The organism is Stenotrophomonas sp. YJH_SMC_127 (assembly GCF_059372445.1).
This window is the reverse complement of record NZ_JCAFVO010000001.1, coordinates 374,118-391,601: the sequence shown is the minus strand read 5'-3', so window position 1 is coordinate 391,601 and position 17,484 is coordinate 374,118. Positions and strand designations below refer to the sequence as shown.

Sequence of the window (17,484 nt, the reverse complement as noted above, 5' to 3'; positions counted from 1 at the left end):
TCCGCAAGAGTCAGCAGGCAAGCGCCAGCCTGCAGGAACCGGCCCGCGTGAAAACGACGAAGGCCCGGGCAACGGCCCGGGCCTTCGAAGGTGACGCTGCAACCGGTCTTACTTGAACGTGTACTTGAAGCCGACGGTGTAGTAACGGCCCAGCGCACCGGAGAAGTGCATCGGGTTGTAGTTCACCGCGCCGTAGGTGGTCGGATCGAGCGGGGCGATGCGGTCGAACACGTTGGCCACCGAGGCGTTGAGTTCGAACGAGTCGTTGATGCTCCAGCGACCGGACAGGTCCATCGTGGTGAACGAAGAGATCTTCTTCACCGGCGTACCGTCAGCGTAGAAGGCCAGGTAGCTGCCACCACGGCTGTCGATGTTGTCCATCTTGCTGATGTAGTTGACGATGCCGCTGACGCTCCACGGGCCCTGCTTCCAGGTGGTGCCGAAGTTGACCTTGTCCTTCGGCGTACCGATGCAGTTGGTGACGTCGCAGTTGCCGTGGGTACCCACGTAATCAACCGTGTCGCCGCCTTCGGTGCGCTCGAACTTCAGGATGTGGCTCCACTGCAGGTCCAGCTCCAGCTGGCCCGGGCCGATCTCGAAGGTCTGGCGGATATCGGTATCGATACCGCGCACGCGCGACGAGCTGGCATTCACGTAGCCGGTGTTGACCGCCAGGATGGTGCCGCTGTTGGCCACGCCATTGAGATTGTTGCTGTCGCGCAGCACGTTGCCGGCCAGGATCGCCGCCGCCGTGCTGCCCTGAACGATCTCGTTGGTACGCTTGATCTGCCAGGCATCGACGGTCATCGAGGTGGTCGAAGTCGGCTGCAGCACGATGCCGACCGAGTAGCTCTTGGACTCTTCCGGCTTCAGCAGCTTGTTCGGCTTGGTGATGATCGCCACCGAATTGGCGCCACATTCGCTGGCAGCGCCGCCGCTGATCTGGCAACGCACCGGGTCGACCGCAGTGGAGAAGGCGGCCAGGCCACCGTCACCGTTCTCGGCCGGGTTCGGCGCGCGGAAACCTTCGGCGTAGCTGGCGCGCAGGGCGATCCAGTCGGCCGGGGTCCACTTCACGCCCAGCTTCGGCGTAGCCTTGCCTTCGCCGCTTTCGTACTTGTCGTAACGCAGGGCGCCGGACAGTTCCAGCTGTTCCAACACCGGTGCCGACAGTTCGACGTAGCCGGCGTAGACGTTCTGGGTGCCGTCATAGGCCGAGTAGCCCAGGCCGATGATGTCGCCCTGGTCGGTGTAGGTCTGCGGGGTCAGGCTGTTGCTGGTCTTGCGCCACTCGGTACCGATCGCCAGGCCCAGCGGACCACCCTTCAGGTCCATCAGGCTGCGCGAGACGGTGAAGTCGAACATGTCCAGGCTGGACTTGGCGCGGGCGCTGATCGTGGGCGAGATGTAGTCGTACAGCGCCTGCGAGTTCTTGCCGGCATCATCACCGATACGCCACACGCCACCGGCGCAGTTGGCATTGCCCAGTGCACACTGGACGGCGCTGTAGCGCAGGAAGCCGGTGCGCTTGTTGGTCAGGTCGGTGCCCGAGTGCAGGTAGGCGGTGTCGTAGCTCCAGTCGCCCCAGTTGCCCTTGATGCCGACCAGGAAGCGGTTGAACTCATTGGTGTTGTCGGTCACGCGCGGGCCGACATCCCAGGCCGAGTAACGCACGCGGCGCGCCGTGCCCGGGGTCGGGTTGTCGGGATGGTTCGGGCCCAGCACGGTGGCACCGGGGCCACTGTTGGCATTGACCGGGCCGCCCGGATAGCCCCAGCCGCCCGACACGCCGGACGGGGTGTTGCTGAAGATGGTTTCCTTCTTCGAGTAGCCGATCTCGGTGTAGATCTCGCCGCCTTCACCGAAGGCGAAGCTGGCGCGACCGAACACGTTGACGTACTTCTCTTCCGGAATCAGGTCGCGGTACTGCTGCGCCGGATCCCACAGGCAGCCATCGGCGGCGATGCTGGCCGGGGTCTGCCCACCGATGGTGGTCAGGCCGGCGCAACCCGGCAGCGGCACCAGATGGCCGGTGGCGTCGAGGTAGGAGCCGTTCGGGCCGGAACCGCCGGAGGTGCCACCACGGGTGTAGGCACCGCCGAGGAACTGGGCGGTCTTGTCATAGCCCCACGGGCGGGTGTCACCGGTACCGATCCACTTGCGGTTCTTGCGGTCGCTGATCTTGATCGCGTCGGTCTTGCCAACGTCCAGGCTGAAGAAGGCGTTCCAGCCATCGGTGGCCAGGTCGCCGGTACCGGCGGTCAGGGTTGCCTTCCGGGCGTCGCCATCGCTGTCACCGGACAGGCCGTAGGAGCCACGCAGGATGGCGCCCTGGAAGTCGCTGCGCAGGATGATGTTGACCACGCCGGCGATGGCATCGGAGCCGTAGATCGCCGAAGCGCCGTCCTTCAGGACTTCCACGCGCTCGACGGCATCGAGCGGAATGGTGCTGAGGTCGGTGAAGACCTTCTGTCCGTCATCGGCCAGGCCATAGGTGGCCATGCGGCGGCCGTTCAACAGTACCAGCGTCGAGCCGGCGCCCAGGCCGCGCAGCGAGATGCCGGCGCCACCGCCGGCGAAACCGTTGCCGAAGGTCTTGGGAATCGAGCCGGCGCCATCGGCGGTGATGGTCTGCAGGTACTCGGCCAGCGAGGTCTTGCCGGTGCGGTCGATTTCCTGGCGGGTCACCACCTGCACCGGCGACGGTGTCTCGGTGTTGGTGCGCGGGATGTTGGAGCCGGTGACCGTGATGCGGTCGAGGTTGGTGGCCTTTTCCTGCGCGAAGGCGGAGGAGGAAGCGACGGCGCCGGCCAGCAGCAGGGCGCCGCCGGTGAGGATGTGGGTGATGGACGATGCCAGGGTGCTGCGGCGGCGGCTGGCGGGCCGTTGGATCGGGTGTTTCACAGCTTCTCTCCTAACTGGAAAACCGTAGCGTTGAGGGCTGTCGCCGGATCGATACCGGGACGCGCCAATCTAGGTTTCCTGCAGGTGACGAAGTCGTGAAATTTTGCTTAATCGGTAACGCTTGGTCCCTGGCCTGTCCGCATTTCCCGGGCAGCGGCAGGGACCGGCCCGGCGCGAGGCCGGGCCGGTGGTGGGGCTCAGTCGGGCAGCGAGAACTGTACCGGTACCAGGCCGATGGCCGGAACTGCCACGCCGTCACGCTGGGCAGGCTCGAAGCGCCAGTGCCGGAGCACCTGCTGGCGGGCGGCCTGGTCCAGGTTGCGCGAGCCGCTGCTGCGCTCGACGCTGACCGCGACCGGTTGGCCATGGCTGTCCACTTCCACCCGCAACAGCACTGTTCCCTGTTCGTGGTTGCGCAGGGACTGGATGGGGTAGGTCGGCGGCGGGGCGCTGCGGTACTGCAGCTGGGCGCCGGCCAGAGGGGTGGACGTGTCGATGCTGGGCGCCAGCTGCGGCGGAGCCGGTTCGGCGGCCGGCAACGCGATGCCCTGGGTCTCCTCCACGGTCGCGGTGGGCGCGGGCAGTGGCGGTACCACCGGCTGCGTTCGCGGTTTCGGCACCACCTGGACGATCTCCCTGGGCGTGACCGGAACCGGCGGTGTCGGCGGTGGCGGGATCTTCTCGATCAGCCGGACCGGCGTCTTTTCACGCGGGACCTGCACGGCCTGGTAGGTCGCAGGGATGAGCAGCAACAGGAAGGCCAGCAGGTGCAGGGCGATCGCCGCGCTCCAGGCGGCCACCCGGGCGGGGTCGAAATGCAGGGATGCAACGGGGTACGTACGAACCATGATCCACCTCCATGCCAGTGACGAAGTCCTCAACGCACCAGGGCCCGTGGCGGGGTTGCCGCACGCGGCTGGCAGTCCATCAGTAGCGCGGCACGACGGCTACTGCCTAGAGGCAGGGGCAGGATCGTTGGGCTGGCCTTCAGCCAGTGTCGGCGGAGGGCACGAAAAAGGCGGGCCCCCTGCGGGACCCGCCTGTGTCGTCGACCGCGGCGGACGCGATCAGCGGCCCAGTTCGAACACCACGTCCAGGTTGACCGAGACGGTCGATTCGCCCGGTGCGACCGGGGTGGCCTTGTCCATCGCCGCACCGGCCGCCATGGTGCGCATCATCTGCATCGGGCGGAAACCGCCGCTGCTGTTCTCGGAGATGCTGACGATGCGGCGCACCTGCAGGCCCAGCGACTTGGCATAGGTCTGGGCGCGGGCCTGGGCCTTCTTCAGCGCGGCCAGGCGGGCTTCGTCATAGACCGGTTCGGGCTGGTCGATCTCAAACTGCGGACCGTTGATCTGGTTGGCGCCCTGAGCGGCCAGCGCATCGAGCACCTTGCCGAGCTTGGCGATGTCACGGACCTTCAGGCTGACCGTGTTGCTGGCCTGGTAGCCGGTGATCTTCGGCGCCTCGTTGTCGGCATAGCGGTACTGCGGGTTGAGGCTGACGCCGCTGGTCTGCACGTCGCGCTCGGCGATGCCGGCGGCCTTGATCGCGGCCAGCACCTTGTCCATCTGCTGGGCGTTCTGGCGCATGGCGCTGTTGCCGTCGGCGGCCTGGGTGACCACGCCGGCCGACAGGGTGGCGACGTCCGGCACGCGGGTGGCCTCGGCGTTGGCCGAAATGTTCAGCAGGGTGCCTTCGGCCGCGGCGGCGATCGACGGCGACGACGGAGCAGCATGGGCAGTCATCGAGGTTCCAAGGGCGAGGGACAGGGCGAGCAGCAGCGGGGTGGCGGTCAGGCGCATGGGATCTCCTTGTTGTGCGGTGAGGGTGGTGTCGTAGCGATGAACGCGCTGTGAGCCTGTACGGGGTTGTACGCGTTCCGTAACGGGTTGCCGACGATTCAGGTGACGGGCTCAGGTTATGCTGTGCCGATGCTCTATCTTGCTTCCCGCTCCCCCCGACGCAACCAGTTGCTGGCCCGACTCGGACGCCCCTTCCAGGCCCTGGACCTGGAGGTCGTCGAGCAGCGCGCCGCGACCGAGAGTGCCGAACAGTATGTGTGCCGGGTCGCCGCCGACAAGGCGCGCGCCGGGCTGGCCCGGGTGCTGGCCGAAGACCCGCAGGCGCGGGTGCTCGGCTCGGACACCGAGGTGGTGCTGGACGGTGAAGTGTTCGGCAAGCCGGCCGACGCCGCCGGCGCGCGCGAGATGCTGGCGCGCCTGGCCGGGCGCACCCACCAGGTGATGACCGCGGTGGTGGTGGTCGGTGCCGACGGGCTGGACAGCGAACTGGTCATTTCCGAAGTGACCTTCGCCCCGATCGCCGCCGCCGACATCGCCGCCTATGTCGCCACCGGCGAGCCGTTGGACAAGGCCGGGGCCTACGCCATCCAGGGCGGGGCCGAGCGCTGGATCGAACATCTTTCCGGCAGCTACTCCGGCGTCATGGGGCTGCCATTGCTGCATACCGATCGTCTGCTGGCGCGCTGTGGCGTGCCGGCCCCCACTGCCGATGCCGCCAGGGAGGCTGCCGATGTCTGAGGAAATCCTGGTCAATGTGACCCCCCGCGAAACCCGGGTCGCGGTGATCGAGAACGGCATGCTGCAGGAACTGCACATCGAGCGCGGCTGGCGCCGGGGTGTGGTCGGCAACATCTACAAGGGCAAGGTGCAGCGGGTCATGCCCGGCATGCAGGCCGCGTTCGTCGAGGTCGGCCTGGAGCGCGCCGCGTTCCTGCACGCCAACGACGTGGTGCGCCCGGCCCCGGTGGCCAGTGCCGACACCGAGAACACGACCCTGCCGCCGCCGGCCAGCGTGCCGATCGTCGAGCTGCTGCGTGACGGCCAGGACATCGTGGTGCAGGTGGTGAAGGACCCGATCGGCACCAAGGGTGCACGCCTGACCACGCAGATCAGCATTCCCTCGCGCTACATGGTGCTGCTGCCGCAGTCCAAGGTGGTGGGGGTGTCCGCGCGCATCGAGGATGAAACCGAGCGCGCCCGCCTGAAGGCGCTGGTGACCGAGTTGTCGGCGCAGCACGGCGGCTACGGCTACATCGTGCGCACCAACGCCGAAGGCCAGCCGGCCGAGGCCATCGCCGAGGACATCGCCTACCTGTCGCGCGTGTGGAACGTGGTCGAGCGCCGCGGCCGCGAAGCGCCGTCGTGCAGCATCATCTATGAAGACCTGAGCCTGCCGCTGCGGTCGGTGCGCGACCTGATCCGCAAGGACGTGGACAAGGTGAAGGTGGACTCGAAGGAGACCTTCGGCCAACTGCAGGCCTTCGTCGCCAAGTACATGCCGGTGCTGGCCGAGAAGCTGGAGCTGTACTCCGGTGACCGCCCGATCTTCGACATGTTCGGCGTGGAGGACGAGATCGGCCGCGCGCTGGACAAGCAGGTGCCGCTGAAATCCGGTGGTTACCTGGTGATCGACCAGACCGAGGCGATGACCACCATCGACGTCAATACCGGTTCGTTCCTCGGCCAGCGCAACCTGGAAGAGACGGTGTTCCGCACCAACCTGGAAGCGGCACAGGCGGTGGCCCGCCAGCTGCGCCTGCGCAACCTGGGCGGCATCATCATCATCGACTTCATCGACATGGACGATGCCGAGCATCGCCGCCAGGTGCTGCGCACCCTGGAAAAGGCGCTGGCCCGCGACCATGCCAAGACCACGGTGTACGACTTCTCGCCGCTGGGGCTGGTGGAGATGACGCGCAAGCGCACGGTGGAAAGCCTGGAGCGCCAGCTGTCGGAAACGTGCCCGCAGTGCAGTGGCCGTGGCAGCATCAAGACCACCGAAACGGTGACCTACGAGATCTTCCGCGAGATCACCCGTGCCGTGCGCCAGTTCGATGCCGCACGCCTGCTGGTGATCGCCTCGACCAAGGTGGTCGCGCGCATCACCGACGAGGAATCCTCGGCGGTGGCCGAGCTGGAGGAATTCCTCGGCAAGAGCATCCGCTTCCAGGCGGACGAGCAGTACCTGCAGGAGCAATTCGATGTCGTTCTGCTCTGATCCTCGCCGGCCGCAGGCCGGCGGTGGCCGATGAGCGCGCCGCCGCGCCTGCGACTGCGAAGGATCCGCCGTCATTTCATTGCCGCCTGCGCGGTAGGCCTGGTCGGGCTGGCACTGCTGGTGGGTACCCTCAGCCAGCTGCTGCCGCTGGCCGAGCGTCACCCCGACAGGATTGCCGCCTGGCTGAGTGAGCGTGCCGGCCAGCCGGTGCATTTCGACCAGCTGCAGACGGCCTGGACCCGGCGTGGTCCGCTGCTGCAGCTGAAGGGCCTGCGCATCGGCGCCGGGCAGGGCCTGGCCATCGGCGAGGCCGAAGTGCTGGTGTCAATGTACAGCGGGCTGCTGCCCGGCCGCTCGTTGACCGAACTGCGCCTGCGTGGCCTGGCGCTGGACCTGCAGCAGGGCGAGGACGGACGCTGGACGGTGCGCGGGCTGCCGCAATCGGACAACGGCGGCGATCCGCTGGATGCGCTGCGCCGGCTGGGCGAGCTGCAGGTGATCGGGGGGCGCCTGGGCGTGCAGGCGCCGACGTTGGGCATCGACACCACGCTGCCGCGCATCGACCTGCGCATGCGGGTCAATGGCGATCGCCTGCGCGTGGGCGTACGCGCCTGGGCGCAGCCCGAAGCGCTGCCGCTGACCGCGGTGCTGGACGTGGACCGTGCGCGCGGCAACGGCGAGGCCTGGCTGGGCGCCGACCCGGTCGATTTCCACGCCTGGGCGCCCTTGCTGGCGGCTGGCGGCGTGCGCCTGCGCGAGGGCAAGGGCGAGTTGAACCTGTGGTTGACCCTGCGCGATTTCGCGCCGGTGGCGCTGACCACGGATTCGGACCTGCGCGACGTGCGTATCGATGGCGCACCGATACCCGGCATGGCGGCGCCGCAGCTGCAGCTGCAGCGACTGCAGGCCCGCCTGCGCTGGCAGCGCCAGGCCGAGGGCTGGGCGCTGCAGGTACCGCAGCTGCGGCTGAAGAATGAAGACGGCGAGCAGCGCCTCGATGGCCTGCAGCTGCAGGTCGGCAAACAGCTGCAGGTCCGTTCCGGTGAAGTGCAGGCCGGCATCGCACTGCGTGCGCTGGCCCTGAGTGATCGCCTTGAGCCGGGCCTGCGTCGCTGGCTGTTCCTGTCCAGGCCGCAGCTGGACGTGCGCGCCTTGCAGCTGTCGGGCGAACGCGATGGCCCCCTGTGGGCGCAGGGTGAACTGCAGTCGCTGGGTTTCGCCAGCGTGGGCAACTCGCCCGGCCTGCGCGGCCTGGGCGGGCGCTTTGAAGGCGACGCCGACGGCTTCAGCCTGCAGCTGCAACCGCAACGGCAGCTGCAGTTCGATTGGCCGACCGGCTTCGGCGTGCGCCATGACCTGCACCTGGCCGGACAGATCGTGGGCTGGCGCGACGAGGGCGGTGGTTGGCGGATCGGGACGCCGGCGATGCGTGTGGAAGGCACCGACTACGCGGCCGACGTGCGCGGCGGGGTCTGGTTCCAGGGCGACGGCACGCGGCCGTGGCTGCAGCTGGCCGCGAAGCTGGACGACGTGCCGATGACGGCGGCCAAGCGCTTCTGGATCCACTCCAAGATGAGCAAGGGCGCCACCGACTGGCTGGACATGGCGCTGGCTGGCGGCCAGGTGCGCAATGGCGTCGGCCTGGTCACCGGTGACCTGGACGACTGGCCGTTCGACAACAATGATGGCCGCTTCGAGGCCACCGGCCACATCACCAATGGCGACATCCGCTTCCAGCACGACTGGCCGCTGATGAGCCAGGTCGACGCCGACATCGCCTTCATCGGCCCTGGCTTCGACATGCGTGGACGGGGTGATCTTGCCGGCGTGGCGGTACAGAAATTCGAAGCGGGCATTCCGGACTTCGGGCACCAGCCGTTGTACGTACGTGCCGACGCGCCGAGCGAGGCCGGCAAGCTGCTGGCGATGCTGCGCCAGAGCCCGTTGCACAAGGATTACGGCGATACGCTGGACAATCTGGTCGCCAGTGGTCCGGCCCATGTGACCTTCGATCTGCTGCAGCCGCTGCATCAGGATGAAGGCGAGGGCCACCTGCAGGGCACGGTCGATCTGGCCGGCGTGAAGCTGGTCGACAAGCGCTTCCAGCTGACCTTTGACAACATGCACGGGCAGGCGCGCTACAGCAATGGCGGTTTCGGCGCCGAGGACCTGGCGGTGCGCCACCTCGGCCAGGAAGGACGGCTGAGCCTGCGTGCCGGCGGTTACGTGCATGACAGCACGCGCGCCTTCGAGTCGCAGCTGACCGCCCGCCTCGATGCCAGCGTGCTGATCGACCGTGCTCCCGAGATGGCCTGGCTCAAGCCTTACATCAACGGCAATTCGGCCTGGACCATCGGCGTCAACCTGCCCAAGGTGGCGCCCGGCGCACCTGCGCCGCCGAGCGAGCTGCGACTGGGTTCGGACCTGGTCGGCACCCGGCTCGACCTGCCGGCGCCGCTGGACAAGCCGGCCGCCGAGCCGCTGGCGACCACGGTGGCCGCGCAGCTGCCGATGGGCGCCGGCCGCATCGACGTAGCGTTCGGCCAGCGCCTGGCCCTGGCCGCGCGCAGCCACAACAACCAGACCGGTGTGCAGGTCACGCTGGGCAGCGACCATGTCGACCGCGAGCCGCCGGCGAGCGGACTGACGGTCAATGGCCGCAGCCCGACCCTGGATGCGCTGGAGTGGATCAGCCTGGCGCGCGGTGGAAGTGACGACGACGCGATGCCGCTGCGCGCGGTCGACGTGCAGGTCGGCCAGCTCAAGCTGATCGGCGGAGTGTTCGAGCAGACCCGGCTGCAGCTGCACCCGGGCCCGCAGGCACTGGACGTGCGCCTGGACGGGCCGTCGCTGGCCGGCCGCCTGACCGTACCCAACGCCGACGGCGGCACCATCAGCGGTCAGCTTGACCGCGTGCACTGGCAGTCACTGCCGACGGCACCGGATGCGGCCGCCGCGCCGGCGCGGGTACAGGCCGGTGCCAATGACATGGACCCGGCCAAGCTGCCGCCGTTCGCGCTGGACATCGCCGACCTGAAGTTCGGCAAGGTGGTGCTGGGCCAGGCGGTGCTGCGCACGCGCCCGCTGGCCAACGGCCTGAACGTGGACGCGTTGCGCTTCCGCGCGCCGGACCAGGAAATCGACATCACCGGCCGCTGGCTCGGCCGTACGGGCGGCGCCCGTACCGAACTGACCGCGCAGGTGCGCAGCGAGGACCTGGGCGGGCTGATGCAGAACCTTGATTACGGCGGCCAGCTGCGCGGCGGTTCCGGCCAGGCGCAGCTGCAGGCGGCCTGGAGCGGGGGGCCGTCGGACTTCCAGCTGGGCAACCTGCAGGGCAGCCTCGACCTGCATGCGCGCAATGGCCAGCTGCTGGAGCTGGAGCCGGGCGCCGGCCGCGTGCTGGGCCTGCTCAGCGTCGCGCAGCTGCCGCGGCGGCTGATGTTCGATTTCCGCGACTTCTTCTCCAAGGGCTTCGCGTTCAACCAGATCGAGGGCAGCATGCAGTTCGGTCAGGGCATGGCGCGCACCGACAAGGTGCTGATCGAAGGCCCGGCGGCCAACATCACCATCCGTGGCCAGGCCGACCTGCGCAACCAGCAGTTCGACCAGACCATCGACGTCAACCCGCGCGCGGGCAACCTGCTGACCGTGGTCGGTGCGGTGGCCGGCGGCCCGGTGGGGGCGGCGCTGGGCGCGGCCACCAATGCGGTATTGTCCAAGCCGCTGGGCGAGATTGGCGCCCGTACCTACAAGGTGACCGGTCCATGGAAGGAGCCGAAGGTGGAAGTGATCGAGCGCAGCCGCGACAAGACCCCATCACCGCCCGTGCCGGCACCTGCACCGGCCATTCCGCCGACCGTCACTGACCTGCCGCGCTCGCGCTGAGCACGGCTTCCCGTTCACGGGGCTTGCCTGAGCGCCCCCGCACCCCCAGATCGAAACCATGACTGATATCGCCCTGACGCTTGCCCAAGACCGCCTGCTGCGCCCCGGCGGCCTGGATACCGCCGGCCTGGAGCGCACCTTCGGGCAGCTGCTCGGCCCTGGTGTCGACTTCGGCGACCTATATTTCCAGCACGCCCGCCGCGAGAGCTGGAGCGTGGAAGACGGCATCGTCAAGGACGGCGCCCATTCCATCGAGCAGGGCGTGGGCGTGCGGGCGATTTCCGGCGAGAAGACCGGCTTCGCCTACTCCGATGACATCCATGCCGATGCGCTGCTGGCGGCGGCGCAGTCGGCGCGCGCGATCTCGCGCGAGGGCGGTGCGCAGACCGGACGTTCGCTGCTGCGCGGCAATGCGCGCGCGCTGTACCCGGCGCTGGACCCGATCGACGGCATAGGCAACGAGGCCAAGGTCGAGGTGCTCAAGCGCCTGGATGGCTACCTGCGTGCCGCCGACCCGCGCGTGAAGCAGGTGATGGTGAGCCTGTCCGGCGGCGTCGATACGGTGCTGATCGCCCGCAGCGACGGCGTGCTGGCGGCCGACGTGCGCCCGCTGGTACGCCTGAACGTGCAGGTCATCGTCGAACACAACGGCCGTCGCGAGTCCGGCTACGCCGGTGGTGGTGGCCGTTATGGCTACGAAGCGCTGTTCGCCAGCGGCCGCCCCGAAGCCCTGGCCCAGGAAGCGCTGCGCCAGGCGCTGGTGAACCTGGACGCGGTGCCGGCGCCGGCCGGCATGATGCCGGTGGTGCTCGGCCCGGGTTGGCCGGGCGTGTTGCTGCACGAAGCGGTCGGCCACGGCCTGGAAGGCGACTTCAACCGCAAGGGCACCAGCGTCTACGCCGGCCGCATCGGCGAGCGCGTCGCCGCACCGGGGGTGACCATCGTCGACGACGGCACCCTCGACGGTCGCCGCGGTTCGTTGAACATCGACGACGAAGGCCACCCGAGCCAGTGCACCCCGCTGATCGAGGACGGCATCCTGGTCGGCTACATGCAGGACAGCCTCAACGCGCGGCTGATGGGCATGGCCCCGACCGGCAACGGGCGCCGCGAATCGTTCGCGCACCTGACCATGCCACGCATGACCAACACCTACATGCGCGCCGGCGAGCACGACCCGCAGGAGATGATCCGTTCGGTGAAGAAGGGCCTGTACGCGGTGAACTTCGGCGGTGGCCAGGTCGACATCACCAGCGGCAAGTACGTGTTCTCGGCCACCGAGGCCTACCTGATCGAGGATGGCCGCATCACCACCCCGGTGAAGGGCGCGACCCTGATCGGCAACGGCCCGGAGACCATGCAGAAGGTGCGCATGGTCGGCAACGATCTGGCCCTGGACGAGGGCGTGGGCATCTGCGGCAAGGACGGGCAGAGTGTGCCCGTGGGTGTCGGCCAGCCCTCGCTGTTGATCGAGGGCATCACCGTCGGCGGTACGCAGGCCTGAGCGTGGCGATGGCCGCGGCCACCGCCCGGGCCGGCGCGGACTCAGTCCTCGTCGGCCTCGTCGACCGGATCGCCGGCGTGTTCGTCGCCCGCCGTCTTCAGGCCCAGCGCCGCCGGCAGCATCAGCGTACGCAGCACCTGGAAGATCTCGCGGTAGGCGCGCGGCGGCTTGTTCTTCGCCTTTTCGGCCTGCGCGTTGCGTACCAGGGTGCGCAGCTGCTGGCGGTCGGCCTGCGGGTAGTCGTCAAGCAGGGCGGCCAGCGCCTTGTCACCGTCGGCCAACAGGCGGTCGCGCCAGTCTTCCACGCGGTGCATCATCGCCACTTCGCGGCGGCCAGTCTCGCTGTTGGCGTCCAGCGCATCGCGGATCGCGTCCAGCGTTGCCTCGTCCTCGCGGCGCATGTGCTTGGCCAGGAACGCCAGCTGGCGCTTGTGGGCGATATGGGCGGTGATGCGCTTGCACTCGGCGATATGCGGCAGCAGGTCTTCCGGGATCGGCAGGCGCGCCAGCTGGGCCGGGGTCAACGACACCAGCTTCTCGCCCAGGGCCAGGACGTCGAGCGCGTCGCGCCGGTTCTGGCTGCGGCTCTTGTCGTGGAATTCACCGGTTTCTTCGTCGCGTCCGCGCATCGTCCCTACCTGATCTCAAAAAAAGTCGCCCGGCGTGATGCCGGGCCCAACCTGTACAGGATAAAGCATTGAACGTGATCGCCCCTGAAGTGGCCGTCGGCGACGACAGCCCGGCCCGGCTGGAACGGCTGGCCGACCTCTCCCAGCAGTTGCTCGACCGCGCCCGCGCGCTGGGCGCCAGCCAGGCCGAGGTCAGTTGCAGCGAGGACCGCGGACTGGAGGTCAATGTCCGCCTCGGCGAGGTCGAGACCGTGCAGTCCACGCGTGACCGCGGCATCGCCGTGACCGTCTATTTCGGCCAGCGCAAGGGCAGTGCCAGCACCGGTGACCTGAACGAGGCCAGCCTGGCCGCTACGGTCGAGCAGGCCTGCGCGATTGCCCGGCATACCGAGGATGACCCGGCTGCCGGCCTGGCCGAGGCCGCACTGATGGCCACCGACTTCCCTGAGCTGGACGGTTGGCACCCGTGGGCGTTGCAGGCCGATGAGGCGGTGGACCTGGCCCTGGCCTGCGAGGCGGCCGGTCGCGAGGCCGACGCGCAGATCCGCAATTCCGACGGCGCATCGGTGTCGAGCATGCAGAGCCTGTCGGTGTATGCCAATTCGCATGGTTTCTTTGGTCGTGAGCGCGGCACCCACCATTCGGTCGGCTGCGCGCTGATCGCCGGGCAGGGCGATGGCATGCAGCGCGATGGCTGGTACACCAGCGCGCTTGCCCGGGAGGACCTGGAAGACGTGGGCCTGGTCGGCCGTCGTGCCGCCGAGCGCACCGTGGCCCGCCTGCAGCCGCGTTCACTGGCTACTGGCAGCATGCCGGTGCTGTTCGCCCCGGAAGTGGCGCGCAGCCTGGTCGGCCACCTGCTGTCGGCGGTGTCCGGCGGCGCCTTGTACCGCCAGGCCAGCTTCCTGCTGGACAGCGTCGGCCAACGCCTGTTCCCGGAATGGATGCAGATCGACGAGCTGCCGCACCTGCGCCGTGGCCTGCGCTCGGCCGCCTTCGACGGCGACGGCGTGGCCACCCGTAGTTCGGCGCTGGTCCGAGACGGCGTACTGCAGCGCTACGTGCTGGGCAGCTATTCGGCGCGCAAGCTGGGCCTGCAGACCACCGCCAATGCTGGCGGCGTGCACAACCTGCAGCTGGCGGCCAATGCCGGCCCGCTGGAAGAGATCGCCCGGCAGATGGGTGACGGCCTGCTGGTGACCGAGCTGATGGGGCAGGGCGTGAACGGGGTGACCGGCGATTACTCACGAGGCGCGGGCGGCTTCCGTGTCGAGAACGGCGAGATCCAGTACCCGGTGGACGGCGTCACCATCGCCGGCAACCTGCGCGAGATGTTCAGCAGCATCGAGGCGGTCGGCAGCGACGTCGACCCGCGCTCGCACATCCGGACCGGTTCGATCCTGCTGGGGCGGATGACCGTCGCCGGTAATGATTGATGGCATTGATGACGTAAGCTATGCGCGCCTGACGCAACCAGCTTGGTGCTGGTGGGTCAAGACCACCCAATGAAAAGGAGTTTTGTCGTGAGCGAATTCGATAACGTCCCGCCGCCGCCGGCAACCACCGATGCCCCGGCCGACCAGCGCACCATGGCGCTGGCTGCGCACCTGCTGGGCATCTTCACCTGGTTCATCGGCGCCCTGATCATCTGGCTGATCAACAAGGATGACGCCAGCAAGGCCTTCGTGACCGACCAGGCCAAGGAAGCGCTGAACTTCCAGATCACCGTGACCATCGCCATGGTCATCAGCATCATCCTGATGGTGGTGATCATCGGCGGCATCCTGGCGCCGATCGTGGGCATCATCAACCTGGTTTTCTGCATCATTGCCGCAGTCAAGGCCAACAACGGCGAAGCCTATCGCTACCCGTTCACCCTGCGCCTGATCAAGTAATACCGGCCGCATGCGCAAACAGGAACGCCCGGCATTGCCGGGCGTTCCTGTTTGAGGGCAGCGTCACCGGCGGCGATCAGTGATCGCGTTCCACCGCCAGCGTTGCCAGCGCGCGCAGCGCATCGGCCTCTTCGCCATGGCCGGCCAACGTGGCCTGCATGCGTGCGGCCAGTTCGCGCAGCTGCGCCTTCGCGCCGTCCATGCCGAGCAGCGCGGGGAAGGTGCTCTTGTCCTGCGCCTGGTCCTTGCCGGCGGTCTTGCCCAGCTGTTCGGAACTGGCTTCGACATCGAGGATGTCATCGCGGACCTGGAAGGCCAGGCCGAGTGCATCGGCGAAACTGTCGAGCTGGGCCAGCTGCGGCTCGTGGGCCTGGCCGCACAGCGCCCCCATGCGCACCGCTGCACGGATCAGCGCGCCGGTCTTCAGCGCATGCATGCGGGTCAGTGCCGCCAGGGTCTGCTGCTGGCCGGTGGCATCGATGTCCAGCGCCTGGCCACCGCACATGCCGGAGGCGCCGGACGCGTGAGCGAGGGTCTGCAGGCAGGCCACGCGCAGCGTGGCCGGCAGCGGCGCATCGGCCAGCAGGCCGAAGGCACGCGTCTGCAGGGCGTCGCCGGCCAGGATCGCGGTGGCTTCGTCGAAGGCGATGTGGGTGGTCGGCTTGCCGCGGCGCAGGGCGTCGTCGTCCATCGCCGGCAGGTCGTCATGCACCAGCGAATAGGCGTGGATCAGCTCGACAGCCATCGCCGCCGCGTCCAGCTGTTCCGGCTGCGCGCCGAACAGGTGGCCACTGGCATACACCAGCAGCGGGCGCATGCGTTTGCCACCGCCCAGCACCGAATAGCGCATGGCCTGGTGCAGGCGCTGCGGTGCTTCGGCGGGCGAGGGCAGGGCGGCATCGAGCTGGCTTTCGATACGGTCGCGCCAGCGCGCGAACAGGGCTTCAGCCGTCATGGTTGGGCGGATCGAAAGGCTCGGCCGTTTCCGGCTGGGCCGGATCGCTGAGCAGGCGCACGCGCAATTCGGCCTGCTCCAGCGCCTGCTGGCACTGACGGTACAGACCGACACCGCGTTCGTAAGCACTGAGCGACGCTTCCAGGCTCAGCTCGCCGGTTTCCATCTGCTCCACCAGCTGTTCCAGCGATTCGAGCGACTGCTCGAACTGGGCGACCGGGGAGGCGTTTTCGGGGGACTTCTTGGCCATGCGGCAAGTGTGGACGGGCTGCGCGCGGGGGTCAATTCACCAGCCGCCCGGACGCCACTGCAGCTGCGCGTCGTGGGCCTGCAACCAGGCCTGCAGGGGAGCTGCGATGACCACGTCGGCGGCGGCAAGCAGCTGCGCTCCATCGAAGACCAGCGGCAGCTGGGCGCGTCGCCAGGGGGCAAGGTGTTCGCGTTGCAGGCAGTCCTTCAGCGCATGCGAATGCTGGCGACCGGGCAGCAGGATGCGTTCGCCGCCCACACGCGCACGGACCTGGAGCGGCCGTTCGAAGGCCTCGGCGCCGTGCAGGTGCAGCTGACCGCCATCGGGCAGCGCCAATGGCGCGCGTCCATCCCATCCGGCCTGCCAATCATGGGGAAGCGCCGGCAGTTGCGCGGGCAGGAGATAGGCATGATCGCGCCATTGCTGGATGGCATGATCGTGCCAGCGCACCCGCGCCTGGCGATCGTTGCTGGCTGGCAGCAGTTCGTCCAGCGCCTGCTGCAGCACCGTGGCCGGCAGTGGGGCGGCCCCATGGCCGATCACCCAGGCACGCAGCACGCGCGCGGCGCGGCCCGGTGACACCTGGCGCAGCAGCTGCAGCGACAGCACACGCGGTGCCACCTCCAGATGCGCGATCAGCTCGGCGTCCTCCTCGCCCAGCAGCTCGCGGGTCTGCCGGCAATGCAGGGCGCTGCCCGCCAATGCCGCGGCGGCGTGCGGCCAGCGCTGGCGCAGCAACGGCAGCACCTGCAGGCGCAGGAAATTGCGATCGGCGTGGTCGTCGGCGTTGCTGGGGTCTTCAACCCAGCGCAGCGCGTGCTGGTGCGCGTAATCGAGCAGCGCACGGCGCGGCACCGCCAGCAGCGGTCGCCACACACGGTGTTCGCCTACGCGGCTGTCTGCGGACATCGCGGCAAGACCATCGACGCCGGAGCCACGCAGGGCACGCAGCAGGAAGGTCTCGGCCTGGTCGTCCAGGTGCTGCGCCAGCGCCAGTGTTTCGCCGTCGCGCAGTTCGGTGGCGAACGCGGCGCGTCGCGCCTGCCGTGCTGCGCCTTCCAGGCCCAGGCCCGATGTGGGGTCGATCTGCACGCGATGCACGGCCAGTTCGATGCCCAGCGCTGCGCATTGCTGCTGGCAATGCAGCACCCAGTCGTCCGCATCGGGGTGCAGGCCATGGTGCACATGCACCGCGCGCAGCGCCGTGCCGGAGGCCTTGGCGCAGCGCCACAGCCAGTGCAGCAGCACGGTCGAGTCGACACCGCCACTGTAGCCCACCAGCAGTGGCGCATCCAGCGGAACGAGGGCAGGGAAGGCAGTCACGGCGGCAAGTATAGGGTTGCTCGGCAGGGCTGCGCCCTGCACCCGGGTACGATCCAGAGCAACGGCAACAGCAACAGCAACAGCAACAGCAACAGCAACAGCAACAGCAGAAG

Annotated in this window: 13 protein-coding genes; 6 read left to right on the top strand and 7 right to left on the bottom strand. The window is 68.5% G+C overall.

The window, feature by feature from the left end:
* Positions 1–108 precede the first annotated feature (108 nt).
* From AC5QAB_RS01790 to AC5QAB_RS01780, 3 genes are all read right to left on the bottom strand, one after another.
* Positions 109–2,904 carry a TonB-dependent receptor gene (locus tag AC5QAB_RS01790; RefSeq protein ID WP_014647941.1) on the bottom strand — a complete coding sequence of 932 codons (2,796 nt, stop codon included), beginning with the start codon at positions 2,902–2,904 and terminating at the stop codon, positions 109–111.
* Positions 2,905–3,101: 197 nt separating this feature from the next.
* Positions 3,102–3,752: an energy transducer TonB gene (locus AC5QAB_RS01785; protein ID WP_134966372.1), complete on the bottom strand. Its 651-nt coding sequence runs from the start codon at positions 3,750–3,752 to the stop codon at positions 3,102–3,104.
* A gap of 219 nt (positions 3,753–3,971) precedes the next feature.
* Positions 3,972–4,709, bottom strand: coding sequence for an SIMPL domain-containing protein (locus AC5QAB_RS01780; RefSeq protein WP_049406598.1), 738 nt, complete (start codon positions 4,707–4,709; stop codon positions 3,972–3,974).
* Positions 4,710–4,838: 129 nt separating this feature from the next.
* On the opposite strand from AC5QAB_RS01780, the gene AC5QAB_RS01775 reads away from it, so the two are divergent.
* From AC5QAB_RS01775 to tldD, 4 genes are read left to right on the top strand one after another with little or no spacing between them, the layout of a single operon-like run.
* A complete protein-coding gene (locus tag AC5QAB_RS01775) occupies positions 4,839–5,447 on the top strand; it encodes a Maf family nucleotide pyrophosphatase (RefSeq protein WP_197561830.1) in 609 nt (202 codons plus the stop codon).
* On the top strand, positions 5,440–6,927 hold the full coding sequence (gene rng, locus AC5QAB_RS01770; RefSeq protein WP_005418079.1) for a ribonuclease G: 1,488 nt from the start codon (positions 5,440–5,442) through the stop codon (positions 6,925–6,927). Before AC5QAB_RS01775 ends, rng begins: the two co-directional genes overlap by 8 nt.
* Positions 6,928–6,957: 30 nt before the next feature.
* Complete coding sequence (locus AC5QAB_RS01765) at positions 6,958–10,815, top strand: YhdP family protein (RefSeq protein WP_197561829.1); 3,858 nt, start codon at positions 6,958–6,960, stop codon at positions 10,813–10,815.
* Between the two features lie 58 nt (positions 10,816–10,873).
* Entirely contained in the window at positions 10,874–12,319 is a 1,446-nt protein-coding gene (gene tldD / locus AC5QAB_RS01760; RefSeq protein WP_014647936.1) for a metalloprotease TldD, read from the top strand.
* Between the two features lie 41 nt (positions 12,320–12,360).
* Here the strand turns inward: tldD and yjgA are convergent, their stop codons facing one another.
* Complete coding sequence (gene yjgA, locus AC5QAB_RS01755) at positions 12,361–12,948, bottom strand: ribosome biogenesis factor YjgA (protein WP_014647935.1); 588 nt, start codon at positions 12,946–12,948, stop codon at positions 12,361–12,363.
* A gap of 68 nt (positions 12,949–13,016) precedes the next feature.
* Here yjgA and pmbA point away from each other — a divergent pair, with 68 nt between their 5' ends.
* The gene (gene pmbA, locus AC5QAB_RS01750) at positions 13,017–14,384 is read left to right on the top strand and encodes a metalloprotease PmbA (RefSeq protein WP_014647934.1); all 1,368 of its coding nucleotides are present in this window, start codon (positions 13,017–13,019) and stop codon (positions 14,382–14,384) included.
* Between the two features lie 87 nt (positions 14,385–14,471).
* A complete protein-coding gene (locus AC5QAB_RS01745) occupies positions 14,472–14,843 on the top strand; it encodes a DUF4870 domain-containing protein (protein WP_014647933.1) in 372 nt (123 codons plus the stop codon).
* A 76-nt stretch (positions 14,844–14,919) separates the two neighbouring features.
* Here AC5QAB_RS01745 and AC5QAB_RS01740 read toward each other — a convergent pair whose 3' ends face one another.
* Genes AC5QAB_RS01740 through tilS form a run of 3 tightly spaced genes read right to left on the bottom strand, consistent with a single transcriptional unit; the run spans position 14,920 to position 17,371 of the window.
* Positions 14,920–15,798: a polyprenyl synthetase family protein gene (locus AC5QAB_RS01740; RefSeq protein WP_032961955.1), complete on the bottom strand. Its 879-nt coding sequence runs from the start codon at positions 15,796–15,798 to the stop codon at positions 14,920–14,922.
* Entirely contained in the window at positions 15,788–16,048 is a 261-nt protein-coding gene (locus AC5QAB_RS01735; protein ID WP_014647931.1) for an exodeoxyribonuclease VII small subunit, read from the bottom strand. The genes AC5QAB_RS01740 and AC5QAB_RS01735 overlap by 11 nt, the downstream gene beginning before the upstream one ends.
* A 36-nt stretch (positions 16,049–16,084) precedes the next feature.
* Entirely contained in the window at positions 16,085–17,371 is a 1,287-nt protein-coding gene (tilS, locus tag AC5QAB_RS01730) for a tRNA lysidine(34) synthetase TilS (protein ID WP_495233120.1), read from the bottom strand.
* Positions 17,372–17,484: the final 113 nt, after the last annotated feature.